Consider the following 12736-nt stretch of genomic DNA (forward strand, 5'->3'; position numbering starts at 1 on the left):
GCTTGGTCATCCGAAAAAGCACGACCGGTCACTTGTATAAAACGGACGCGGATGGCGGAAAAGGCAAAGAACGCGTCTAAATTCATCAATCCGCCGAAAATCCGAACGACAAGAATAGAGCCGTCGGCAGCCTTGTACGGGACGAGCGGGAAACCCAGGCAGGGCGGGCCTTGAGCTTCGGTTTCAGCCCCTTATTCTTCGTCACGGACGCACTATGTCGAACACCCAGCCTTTCTTCTCGCAGTCCCTTGCCGAGCGCGACGCGCCGGTGCGCAGCGCCATCCTGAAGGAACTCGAGCGTCAGCAGTCGCAGGTCGAGCTGATCGCGTCGGAAAACATCGTGTCGCGTGCCGTGCTCGAGGCGCAAGGCTCGGTGCTGACCAACAAGTACGCGGAAGGCTATCCCGGCAAACGCTACTACGGTGGCTGCGAGTTCGCGGACGAAGTCGAGGCGCTGGCGATCGAGCGCGTCAAGAAGATCTTCAATGCCGGTTATGCGAACGTGCAGCCGCACTCGGGCGCGCAGGCGAACGGTTCGGTCATGCTCGCGCTGGCCAAGCCGGGTGACACGGTGCTCGGCATGTCGCTGGATGCCGGCGGCCACCTGACGCACGGCGCGAAGCCGGCGCTGTCGGGCAAGTGGTTCAACGCGGTCCAGTACGGCGTGAACCGCGACACGATGCTGATCGACTACGACCAGGTCGAAGCGCTCGCACACGAACACAAGCCGAACCTGATCATCGCCGGCTTCTCGGCGTATCCGCGTGCGCTCGACTTCGCGCGCTTCCGCGCGATCGCCGACAGCGTCGGCGCGAAGCTGATGGTCGACATGGCGCACATCGCCGGCGTGATCGCCGCGGGTCGCCACGCGAACCCGGTCGAGCATGCGCACGTCGTCACGTCGACCACCCACAAGACGCTGCGCGGCCCGCGCGGCGGCTTCGTGCTGACCAACGACGAGGACATCGCGAAGAAGATCAACTCGGCCGTGTTCCCCGGCCTGCAGGGCGGCCCGCTGATGCACGTGATCGCCGGCAAGGCGGTGGCGTTCGGCGAAGTGCTGCACGCGGACTTCAAGACCTACATCGACAACGTGCTCGCGAACGCCCAGGCGCTCGGCGAAGTGCTGAAGGCGGGCGGCGTCGATCTCGTCACCGGCGGCACCGATAACCACCTGCTGCTGGTCGACCTGCGCCCGAAGGGCCTGAAGGGTGCACCGGTCGAACAGGCGCTGGAGCGCGCGGGCATCACCTGCAACAAGAACGGCATTCCGTTCGACACCGAGAAGCCGACCGTCACGTCGGGCATCCGCCTTGGCACGCCGGCCGGCACGACGCGCGGCTTCGGCGTCGCGGAGTTCCGCGAGGTGGGCCGCCTGATCCTGGAAGTGTTCGACGCACTGCGCGCGAACCCGGAAGGCGACCACGCCACCGAACAGCGTGTGCGCCGCGAGATCTTCGCGTTGTGCGAACGCTTCCCGATCTATTGATCCGACCGACCCGACAATACTGGAGCCACTCATGGGCACGCTGCATCAAGACAGCATCATCATCGACGGTCTGAACATCTCGAAGTTCGAGAAGCCGGTGTTCGAAGACATGCGCCGCGGCGGCATCACGGCCGCGAACTGCACGGTGTCGGTCTGGGAGAACTTCACGAAGACCGTCGACAACATCGGCGTGATGAAGAAGAAGATCCGCGACAACAGCGAGCTGCTGACGCTGGTGCGCACGACGGAAGACATCTTCCGCGCGAAGAAGGAAGACAAGACCGGCGTGATCCTCGGCTTCCAGAACGCGCATGCGTTCGAGGACAACATCGGCTACATCGAGGCGTTCGCCGACATGGGCGTGCGCGTCGTGCAGCTCTGCTACAACACGCAGAACCTGGTCGGCACCGGCTGCTACGAGCGTGACGGCGGCCTGTCTGACTTCGGCCGCGAAGTGATCACCGAGATGAACCGCGTCGGCATCATGGTCGACCTGTCGCATGTGGGCGGCAACACGTCGTCGGAAGCGATCGCGTTCTCGAAGAAGCCGGTGTGCTATTCGCACTGCCTGCCGTCGGGCCTGAAGGAGCATCCGCGCAACAAGAGCGACGAACAGCTGAAGGAGATCGCCGACGCGGGCGGCTTCGTCGGCGTGACGATGTTCGCGCCGTTCCTGAAGCGCGGGATCGAGGCGAACATCGACGACTACATCGAGGCGATCGACTACGTCGTGAACCTGATCGGCGAAGACGCGGTCGGCATCGGCACGGATTTCACGCAGGACTACGCGAAGGAATTCTTCGACATGCTGACGCATGACAAGGGACGTTATCGCCAGCTGACGAACTTCGGCAAGGTGATCAACCCGGACGGCATCCGCACGATCGGCGAATTCCCGAACCTGACTGCCGCGATGGAACGCCACGGCTGGAAGGAGTCGCGCATCCGCAAGATCATGGGCGAGAACTGGGTGCGCGTGTTCAAGGACGTGTGGGGCGCGTAAGCGCCGCAAACGCCGGACCGCCTCACCCGCAGCGATTCAACAACAAAAATCGGGACGTGCCCGCGCAAGCCGCGCGGGCACGCGGACGATGTCGCGCCCGCGCATTGAGCCGCGCGACCCATTTCCTCACGGAGTCACCACGATGCAACCGCAACTGCCGATCAACGTCGATCCCGATACCGGCGTCTGGACCACCGACGCGCTGCCGATGCTGTACGTGCCGCGTCACTTCTTCACGAACAACCACGTCGCGGTCGAGGAAGCGCTCGGCGTCGAAGCGTATGCCGAGATCCTCTACAAGGCCGGCTACAAGTCCGCTTACCACTGGTGCGACAAGGAAGCGAAGCTGCACGGCCTGACCGGCATGGCCGTGTTCGAGCACTACCTGAAGCGCCTGTCGCAGCGCGGCTGGGGCCTGTTCTCGATCATCGAGGCCGATCCGGCCAGCGCGCGCGCGAAGATCGAGCTGCGTCACTCGTCGTTCGTGCTCCAGCAGCCGGGCAAGGAAGGCAAGCTCTGCTACATGTTCGCGGGCTGGTTCGCCGGCGCGATGGACTGGGTCAACGACACGACGCCGGAAGGCAAGGGCGCACCGCGTGCGCAATCGAAGGAAGTGCAGTGCGCGGCCGAGCATCACGACCACTGCGTCTTCGAAGTGTCGCCGATCGCGCACTGATGCACTGATTCACCGCAACAGAACAACACCCGCAACACGAGACATTCGAACGCCAGAGGTCGCCAGCGATGCGTTATCCCCACCTGTTCAAACCCATGCAGCTGAACCAGCTGACGCTGCGCAACCGGATCGTCAGCACCGCGCATGCGGAGGTGTATGCCGAGCCGGGCGGCCTGCCGGGCGACCGCTATATCCGCTACTACGAAGAGAAGGCGAAGGGTGGCGTCGGCCTCGCGATCTGCGGCGGGTCGAGCCCGGTGTCGATCGACAGCCCGCAGGGCTGGTGGAAATCGGTGAACCTGTCGACCGACAAGATCATCGATCCGCTCACGCGTCTTGCCGACACGATGCACAAGCACGGCGCGAAGATCATGATCCAGGCGACGCACATGGGCCGCCGCTCGTCGTTCCACGGCGAGCACTGGCCGCACCTGATGTCGCCGTCGGGCGTGCGCGAACCCGTGCACCGCGGTAACGCGAAGATCATCGAGATCGAGGAAATCCGCCGCATCATCGGCGATTTCGCGGCGGCCGCGAAGCGCGTGAAGGCGGCCGGCATGGACGGCATCGAAATCTCGGCCGCCCACCAGCACCTGATCGACCAGTTCTGGAGCAAGCGTTCGAACCACCGCACCGACGAATGGGGCGGCAGCCTGGAAAACCGCCTGCGCTTCGGTATCGAAGTGCTGACGGCCGTGCGCGAGGCGGTCGGCAAGGATTTCTGCGTCGGCCTGCGCATGTGCGGCGACGAATTCCACGAGGACGGCCTCGATCACGAAGCGCTGAAGGAAATCGCGCAGGCGATGTCGGAGACGGGTCTGATCGACTACCTGAGCGTGGTCGGATCGGGCGGCGATACGCACAACACGATCGCCAACTGCATGCCGCCGATGGCACTGCCGCCGGAGCCGTTCGTGCACCTCGCGGCCGGCATCAAGTCGGTCGTGAAGATTCCGGTGATGCATGCGCAGAGCATCCGCGACGCGGGCCAGGCCGAGCGCCTGCTCGCGACCGGCATGATCGACCTGGTCGGCATGACGCGCGCACAGATCGCCGATCCGCACATGGTGATCAAGATCCGCGACGGCCGCGAAGACGAAATCAAGCAGTGCGTCGGCGCGAACTATTGCATCGACCGTCAGTACAACGGCCTCGACGTGCTGTGTATTCAAAACGCCGCGACGTCGCGCGAAGCGACGATGCCGCACATCATCGAGAAGTCGCGCGGCCCGAAACGCAAGGTCGTGGTGGTCGGCGCGGGCCCGGCGGGCCTCGAGGCGGCGCGTGTCGCGAAGCTGCGCGGCCACGACGTGGTGCTGTTCGAGAAGAATGCCGAAGTGGGCGGCCAGGTGATGATCGCCGCGAAGGCGCCGCAGCGCGAACAGATGTCGGGGATCATCCGCTGGTTCGACATGGAAACGAAGCGCCTCGGCGTCGATCGCCGCCTCGGCGTGGCCGCCGACGAGAAGATGATCATGGCCGAGAAGCCGGACATCGTCGTGCTCGCGACGGGCGGGTCGAGCTTCACGTGGCAGGTGCCGGGCTGGGGCGTGGCCGAGGGCCTCGCCGTCAGCTCGTGGGACATCCTGACCGGCAAGGTCGAGCCGAAGCAGAACGTGCTGCTGTTCGACGGCGTGAGCACGCATGCCGGCGCGGGCGTGGCCGACTTCATGGCGAGCCGCGGCTCGAAGGTCGAGGTCGTCACGCCGGACGTGAAGGTCGCCGACGATTGCGGCGGCACGACGTTCCCGATCTTCTATCGCCGGCTGTATGCGTTCGGCGTGATCCCGACGCCGAACACGATGCTCGATCGCGTCTATGAAGAGGACGGCAAGCTGATCGCCGTGCTGCGCAACGAGTACACGGAAGAACTGGAAGAGCGTGCCGTCGACCAGGTGGTGATCGAGAACGGTTCGTCGCCGAACGACGAGCTGTACTGGAAGCTCAAGCCGGAATCGGTGAACCGCGGCCAGATCGATCCGCACACGCTGTTCGCGGCCGAGCCGCAGCCGTGCCTGTCGGAAGAACTCGGCAACGGCCGTTTCCTGCTGTTCCGTGTCGGCGACTGCATCTCGATGCACAACGTCCACGGTGCGATCTACGACTCGCTGCGTCTCGTGAAGGATTTCTAACAGATGAACCCGTCCTTCCTCATTACCGCCCTGTTGTGGCTGTCGGTGGCGGGGCTCGCGTTCGCGGTCGCGAAGCGTTCGTCCTACTGGCGGCTCGGCCGCGCCACGGCGCCCGGCGCGTTCGGCGTCGCGAACCTGTTTGCGATCCCGAAGCGTTATTTCGTCGACCTGCACCACGTGGTCGCCCGCGATCCGTACATCGCGAAGACCCACGTCGCGACGGCCGGCGGCGCGATCGGCGCGCTCGCGCTGGTGTTCATCAACTACGGCCTCGCGATCTACTCGCCGTGGCTCGACAAGCTGATCTTCCTCGCGGCGCTCGCGATGCTGGTCGGTGCGGTGTTCGTGTGGCGCCGGCGCGCGGCGAAGGACGTGCCCGCACGGTTGTCGAAAGGCCCGTGGAATACGCTGCCCTGGCTGCTCGGCTCGTTCGCGCTCGGCCTCGTGCTGTTCATGCTGGTGCCGACCGGCGCGATGTCGGGCGCGTTCGCGGTGCTCTGCGCGCTGCTGATCGGCGTCGGCGCATTCACGATGACGGTCGGCGCCGCGAAGGGCGGCCCGATGAAGCATGCGATCGCCGGCCTGCTGCACCTTGCTTTCCACCCGCGCCAGGAACGTTTCGCGGCCACCCGTGAATCGTTCACCGGCAACGGCACGGCCACGCCGCCGACCGCGCTGAAACTGCCGGACATCGAGCATCAGGAGTACGGCGTCGAGAAGCCGGTCGAATTCCGCTGGAACCAGCTGCTGAGCTTCGACGCGTGCGTGCAGTGCGGCAAGTGCGAAGCCGCGTGCCCCGCGTTCGCGTCGGGCCAGCCGCTGAACCCGAAGAAGCTGATCCAGGACCTCGTCGTCGGGATGGCGGGCGGCACCGATGCGGCATACGCGGGCAGTCCTTCGCCGGGCCTCGCGGTCGGCCAGCATCGCGGCGAGCCGAACGGCCCGATCGTGTCGGGCCTGATCGAGGAGCAGACGCTGTGGTCGTGCACGACCTGCCGCGCATGCGTGCAGGAATGCCCGATGCTGATCGAGCATGTCGACGCGATCGTCGACATGCGCCGCAACCGCACGCTGGTGCACGGCACGGTGCCCGGCAAGGGCCAGGAAGTGCTCGCGAACCTGCGCGAGACGGGCACGATGGGCGGCTACGACACGGCCGCGCGCTACGACTGGTCGGTCGACCTGAGCGCGCCCGTCGCGCAGCCCGGCAAGCCGGTCGACGTGCTGTTCGTCGCGGGTGAGGGCGCGTTCGACATGCGCTACCAGCGCACGCTGCGCGCGTTCGTCAAGGTGCTGAACAAGGCGGGTGTCGACTACGCGGTGCTCGGCTCGACCGAGACCGACACGGGCGACGTCGCACGCCGCCTCGGCGACGAAGCGACGTTCCAGCAGATGGCGAAGCGCCTGATCGGCACGCTCGGCACGCTGTCGTACAAGCAGATCGTGACGGCCGACCCGCACGTGATGCACAGCCTGCGCAACGAATACCGCGCGCTCGGGCTGCGCGTGACGGTCAAGCATCACACGACGTATCTCGCCGAACTGGCCGACAGCGGCAAGATCGCGCCGAAGGCCGTCGAAGCATTGCGCGAGAAGCGCACCACGTATCACGACCCGTGCTACCTCGGCCGCTACAACGGCGAGACGGAAGCGCCGCGCAAGCTGCTGAAGACGATCGGCATCCAGGTCGTCGAGATGGAGCGCAACGGCATGCGCGGCCGCTGCTGCGGCGGTGGCGGCGGTGCGCCGCTGACCGACATCCCCGGCAAGCAGCGCATCCCCGACATCCGCATCGCCGACGCGCGCACGATTGGCGCGGACGTGGTCGCGGTTGCATGCCCGAACTGCACGGCGATGCTCGAAGGCGTCGTGGGCCCGCGCCCCGACGTGCTCGACGTGGCCGAACTCGTCGCCGCCTCGCTGGAGTGAATCGATGAACACGATCAAACGAATCGATCCGCGCCGGCCGTTCATCATCACGGCCGCGGGCCTGAAGCGCATCACGCTCGGCGAGGAAGGCAGCGCCGATGCGAGCGCAGCGCACTGGTCGGCGCACGGTCATGGCGCAGCCGCCGCGAAGCCGCGCCGCGCGGTGCAGGACCCGAAGCACGTGATGCTGGTGGTGGCGCACGGTGAGCGGGGCGCGCTCGACGATCATTCGCGGCAGGCGATCGCCGCCGCCGCGTTGCTCGCCGATGCCCAGACCGAAGTCGCGCTGCTCGCGTTCGGCGAACTGAAGGACGACGTGGCCGAACTGGGCGTCGACAAGCTGCTCGAGTTGACCGGCTTCGATCGCCGCGCGTTCGATCCCGAAAGCGAACTGCAAGCATTGCAGGCCTGTGTGGCCGCACTCGCGCCGAAACACGTGTTCGTGCCCGACAACGCGACGGGCGACGGCGATCTCGGCCGGCGTTACGCGGCGGCCGCCGGCGCGAGCGTCGCGGCCCATGTCGTCGAGATCGACGCGAAGCATGTCGGCGCGTATGCGCAGGCCGGGCGCGCCTTTGCCACCCGTGCGCTGCCCGACGTGATCCTGCTCGCGCAGAACGCGGTCGACGCGAAGCTGCCGTTCGTCGGCGCGGGCGAGCGTCTCTCCGCCGATTTCATCAGCCCGGCCCATGACGCCGCCCAGCCGTATCGCGATCTCGGCCTCGATGAAATCGACGCTGCCCAGGTCGCGCTGGAGGAAGCCGATTTCATCGTGTCGGCCGGCAACGGCGTATCCGACATCGGCGCGTTCGAGCGGCTGGCCGGCGTGTTCGGTGCGGCGATCGGCGCGAGCCGCGTCGCGGTCGACAACGGTCACTTCACGCGCGACAAGCAGGTCGGCGCGACCGGCAAGACGGTCGAGGCGAGCGTGTACATCGCGTTCGGCATCTCGGGCGCGGTGCAGCACCTGCAGGGGATCAAGGACTGCCGCCACGTGATCGCGGTGAACCTCGACGGCAGCGCACCGATCGCGAAACGCGCGAACCTGACGGTGGTGGGCGATGCGCAGGGGACGATCGCCGCGCTGATCGAGCAGGTGCAGGCCGCGCGCGCCGCGCGTGGAGAATCGCCGGCCGCGGTCGGCACCCGTGAACCGGAAGGAGTCGCCGCATGAACGCCCCCCGTCCCTTGCAACGCATCGCGGTGCTCGTGTCCGTTGGCCGTCATCCGGTCAGCGGCGTCGCGCGCTACAGCCGCAACGACGCGGCCGCGCTCGAAACCGGCCGCCAGCTCGCCGAGCAGCATCGCGCGAAGCTCGACGTGATCCATGCCGGCGATCCCGCGAACGCGGCGCTTGCCGAATATCTCGCGCTCGGCGCACGGGAGGTCGAGGTGCTGGCCTGCCGCGACGGCGACGATGCCGTCCACGCGCTCGCCGCGCGTATCGACGGCTACGACCTCGTGCTGACCGGCACGCGCGCCGAGGGCGCGTACGACACCGGCATGCTGCCGTATCGCATCGCCGCGGCGCTCGGCTATCCGCTGGTCGGCTCGGCCGTCGACGTGACGGTCGAGGGCGGCCGTGCGGCGGTCCGGCAATTTTTGCCGAAAGGGCTGCGGCGGCGCGTGGACGCGGCACTGCCGGCCGTCGTCGCCGTCCATCCGCTCGCGAATGCCGAGCCGCGTTATGCGTATGCGCGGCTGCGCGCCGGCGCGATCCGGCCCGCGCTCGCGGCGCCCGGCGCGAGCGCCGACGCGGCCGCGTGGACGGTCGGCCCGGTCGAGCGTAAACCCGTAAAGCTGGTCGCCGCCGAGAAGCGCTCCGGGCATGCCCGGATGCTGTCCGCGACGACGACCGAAAGCCGTGGCGGCAACGTCGTAAATGAAGGGAGTTCGGTCGAAAAAGCACAAGTGATCCTCGCGTATTTGCGCGAGCATCAGCTCATCGACTACTGATTTTGATGCCTGTCGGCAAGAACCCAGGGATGCAAGGAATCCGGAGCAAACGATGAAAGTATCGGCAGACATTCGTGCATTGATCGAGCGGCGCAAGGAAGGTTACAGCCTCGAAGCGCCGTTCTACACGAGCGAGGACATCTTCGCGCTCGACATGGAGGCGATTTTCCGCCAGCACTGGATCCAGGTGGCGGTCGAGCCGGACATTCCCGAGCCGGGCGACTACGTGACCGTGGAACTGGGGAACGATTCGATCCTGATCGTGCGTGACGACGACATGGCGATCCGCGCGTTCCACAACGTGTGCCGCCACCGCGGCGCGCGCCTGTGCAACGAGGACAAGGGCTCGGTCGGCAACATCGTGTGCCCGTACCACAGCTGGACCTACAACCTGACGGGCCAGCTGATGTTCGCCGAGCACATGGGCGAGAAGTTCGACCGCTGCAAGCACAGTCTGAAGTCGGTCCACGTCGAGAACCTCGCGGGCCTGATCTTCATCTGCCTCGCCGACGAGCCGCCGGTCGATTTCGCGCAGCTGCGCGCCGAGATGGAGCCGTACCTGCTGCCGCACGACCTGCCGAACACGAAGATCGCCGCGCAGATCGACATCATCGAGGAAGGCAACTGGAAGCTCACGATGGAGAACAACCGCGAGTGCTATCACTGCGTCGCGAACCATCCGGAGCTCACCATCTCGCTGTACGAATACGGTTTCGGCTACCAGCGTTCCGACGCCAACGCGGAAGGCATGGATGCGTTCGCGGAAACCTGCGTGCGGCGCGGCAAGGAGTGGGCCGAGATGGGCCTGCCGTCCGCCGAGATCGAGAAGCTGCTCGACGTGACGGGTTTCCGCACGCAGCGCCTGCCGCTCGATCGCCACGGCGAATCGCAGACGCTCGATGCGAAGGTCGCGTCGAAGAAGCTGCTCGGCGGCTTCGACAAGGCCGACCTCGGCGGGCTGTCGTTCTGGACGCAGCCGAACTCGTGGCACCACTTCATGAGCGATCACATCGTGACGTTCTCGGTGATCCCGCTGTCGGCCGGCAAGACGCTCGTGCGCACGAAGTGGCTCGTGCACAAGGACGCGAAGGAAGGCATCGACTACGACGTGAAGAACCTCACGGCCGTGTGGAACGCGACCAACGACCAGGATCGTGCGCTCGTCGAATTCTCGCAGCGCGGCGCGACCAGCAGCGCGTACGAGCCGGGCCCGTATTCGCCGTTCACGGAAGGTCTCGTCGAAAAATTCTCGGCCTGGTACATCGGCCGGCTCGCCGAAAAAACCGGCGCGTAGTACCCAGCACTGAAGCGGAGTTACAGATGATGCGAGATGCGGCCAATTTCGAGCCGGTGGACAGCCGGGTCACACGCCCGGCGTTCTGGAACGCCCTTCCCGAGCGCTGGACGAGCGACGTCGAGGAAACGCTGGTGTGCTGCCACGTGCGGCAGGAAACGCACGACGTGAAGAGTTTCTTCTTCCGTTCGCCGCAGGGCCGCTCGTTCTCGTTCGAGCCCGGGCAGTTCCTCACGCTCGAGCTCGACATCGACGGCGAAACGATCAACCGCTGCTACACGATCTCGTCGTCGCCCGCGCGGCCGCACACGGTGTCGATCACGGTGAAGCGCGTGCCGGGCGGCAAGGTGTCGAACTGGCTGCACGACAACCTGCAGCCGGGTGCACCGGTGCGCGTACTCGGCCCGGCCGGCGAATTCACGTGCGCACGACATCCAGCGCGCAAGTACCTGTTCCTGTCGGCGGGCTCGGGCGTCACGCCGCTGATGTCGATGAGCCGCGCGCACCACGATCTCGCCGAGGATCGCGACATCCTGTTCGTGCACAGCGCACGCACGCCGGACGACATCATCTTCGCGCGCGAGCTCGACCTGATCGCGTCGAACCACACGAATTTCCGCACGTCGTTCGTCGTCGAGCGCGTCGGCGCGCGCACCAACTGGCCGGGCGTCACGGGCTTCCTGACGCTGCCGCTGCTGAAGCTGATCGCACCGGATTTCATGGAGCGCGAGATCTTCACGTGCGGCCCCGCGCCGTACATGAAGGCCGTGCGCGACCTGCTCGACGAAGCCGGCTTCGATCGCAAGCAGTATCACGAGGAGAGCTTCTCGTTCGAAACGCTCGCGCAGACCGCAAGCGACGAACTGCTCGCCGATCTCGCCCCGCCGGCCGAAGGTGCCGACACCGATACGAAGCAGTACACGGTCAGCTTCGCAAAGAGCAATCGCGAGATTTCATGCGGCTCGGAGCAGCACGTGCTGGATGCGGCGCGCCAGTCCGGCGTGCGGCTGCCGGCGTCGTGCACGCAGGGCATGTGCGGCACCTGCAAGGTGAAGCTCGTGTCGGGGCAGGTTGAAATGAAGCACAACGGCGGCATCCGCCAGCGCGAGATCGACCAGGGGATGGTGCTGCTGTGCTGCAGCAAGCCGCTGTCGGATCTCGTGATCGACAAGTAGTCGAAACTCGCCATCGGTTGTCCGGGCGCGTCGCGTCCGGACAAGCATCCGTCGGAAAACAACGATACCGCGGATTTGTGGTTGAAGAACCTAGAGAGACAACGCGCACGGTGCGCATTTCAAGGAGATCGACCATGAAGCTGTTCGGAAAACTGATGTGGACCGGCGCACTGTCGGCGATGGTGGCACTGAGCGCATCGGCGCTCGCCGATACGAAGCCCACGCTGAAGATCGGTTACGTCGAAGGCTGGGACGACAGCGTTGCGACGTCGAACGTCGCGGCGCGCGTGATCGAGAAGAAACTCGGCTATGAGGTGAAGCTCGTGCCGGTCGCTGCCGGCATCATGTGGCAGGGCGTCGCGCGCGGTGACCTCGACGCGACGCTGTCCGCGTGGCTGCCCGTCACGCACGGTTCCTACTGGGGCGAGTACAAGAGCAAGGTCGTCGACCTCGGCGCGAACTTTCCCGACGCGAAGATCGGCCTGATCGTCCCCGACTACGTGAAGGCGAAGAGCATCGACGACCTGAATGCCGAAAAAGGCAGCTTCGGCGGCCGGATCGTCGGCATCGATGCGGGCGCGGGCGTGATGCGCAAGACCGACGAAGCGATCAAGAACTACGGCCTGAACTACACGCTGATGCCGAGCTCGGGCAGCGCGATGACGGCCGAGCTGTCGCGCTCGGTCGGCGCGAACAAGCCGGTGATCGTGACCGGCTGGGCGCCGCACTGGATGTTCGCGAAGTGGAAGCTGCGCTTCCTCGAGGATCCGAAGAAGGTGTTCGGCGGCGCGGAGCACGTCGACAGTGTCGTGAACCCGCAGCTCGAAACGAAGGCCAAGCCGGTCGTTGCGTTCCTGAAAAAATTCCAGTGGAAGCCGGGCGAGATCGACAGCGTGATGCTCGCGATCCAGAACGGCTCGAAGCCGGAAGCGGCTGCCGATGCATGGATTGCAGCGCATGCGGACCGCGTGAATTCGTGGACGGAAGGCGTGCAATAAGCCGCGACGATTCGCCGCAATAAAAAGACGAAGAGACAGTCCGGGATTGATCGGCAGGATAGCGAAATAATTGCACTGCGATGC

General features: G+C 65.9%; 10 protein-coding genes. All 10 read left to right on the top strand.

Annotation, left to right across the window (positions count from 1 at the left end):
* Positions 1 to 214: 214 nt before the first annotated feature.
* The 10 genes from PQB87_RS20875 (at position 215) to PQB87_RS20920 (ending at position 12652) form a co-directional block, all read left to right on the top strand.
* The gene (locus tag PQB87_RS20875; RefSeq protein WP_027789732.1) at positions 215 to 1489 is read left to right on the top strand and encodes a serine hydroxymethyltransferase; all 1275 of its coding nucleotides are present in this window, start codon (positions 215 to 217) and stop codon (positions 1487 to 1489) included.
* Positions 1490 to 1520: 31 nt separating this feature from the next.
* Positions 1521 to 2492, top strand: coding sequence for a dipeptidase (locus PQB87_RS20880; protein ID WP_027789731.1), 972 nt, complete (start codon positions 1521 to 1523; stop codon positions 2490 to 2492).
* 142 nt (positions 2493 to 2634) lie between these two features.
* Positions 2635 to 3168, top strand: a complete 534-nt coding sequence (locus PQB87_RS20885; RefSeq protein ID WP_006488993.1) for a DUF5943 domain-containing protein — start codon at positions 2635 to 2637, stop codon at positions 3166 to 3168.
* Between the two features lie 68 nt (positions 3169 to 3236).
* Positions 3237 to 5300, top strand: a complete 2064-nt coding sequence (locus PQB87_RS20890; RefSeq protein WP_021160633.1) for an NADH:flavin oxidoreductase — start codon at positions 3237 to 3239, stop codon at positions 5298 to 5300.
* A gap of 3 nt (positions 5301 to 5303) precedes the next feature.
* A complete protein-coding gene (locus PQB87_RS20895; protein ID WP_059649820.1) occupies positions 5304 to 7229 on the top strand; it encodes a (Fe-S)-binding protein in 1926 nt (641 codons plus the stop codon).
* 4 nt (positions 7230 to 7233) lie between these two features.
* Positions 7234 to 8403, top strand: coding sequence for an electron transfer flavoprotein subunit alpha/FixB family protein (locus tag PQB87_RS20900; RefSeq protein WP_489243668.1), 1170 nt, complete (start codon positions 7234 to 7236; stop codon positions 8401 to 8403).
* Complete coding sequence (locus PQB87_RS20905; RefSeq protein WP_222154583.1) at positions 8400 to 9185, top strand: electron transfer flavoprotein subunit beta/FixA family protein; 786 nt, start codon at positions 8400 to 8402, stop codon at positions 9183 to 9185. Before PQB87_RS20900 ends, PQB87_RS20905 begins: the two co-directional genes overlap by 4 nt.
* Before the next feature lie 52 nt (positions 9186 to 9237).
* Positions 9238 to 10479, top strand: a complete 1242-nt coding sequence (locus PQB87_RS20910; protein WP_489243669.1) for an aromatic ring-hydroxylating oxygenase subunit alpha — start codon at positions 9238 to 9240, stop codon at positions 10477 to 10479.
* Between the two features lie 26 nt (positions 10480 to 10505).
* Complete coding sequence (locus PQB87_RS20915) at positions 10506 to 11654, top strand: FAD-binding oxidoreductase (RefSeq protein ID WP_021160638.1); 1149 nt, start codon at positions 10506 to 10508, stop codon at positions 11652 to 11654.
* 134 nt (positions 11655 to 11788) lie between these two features.
* Positions 11789 to 12652, top strand: coding sequence for a glycine betaine ABC transporter substrate-binding protein (locus tag PQB87_RS20920; protein WP_060066958.1), 864 nt, complete (start codon positions 11789 to 11791; stop codon positions 12650 to 12652).
* The last annotated feature ends 84 nt before the right edge of the window (positions 12653 to 12736 follow it).

This window comes from Burkholderia sp. KL41, assembly GCF_057005415.2.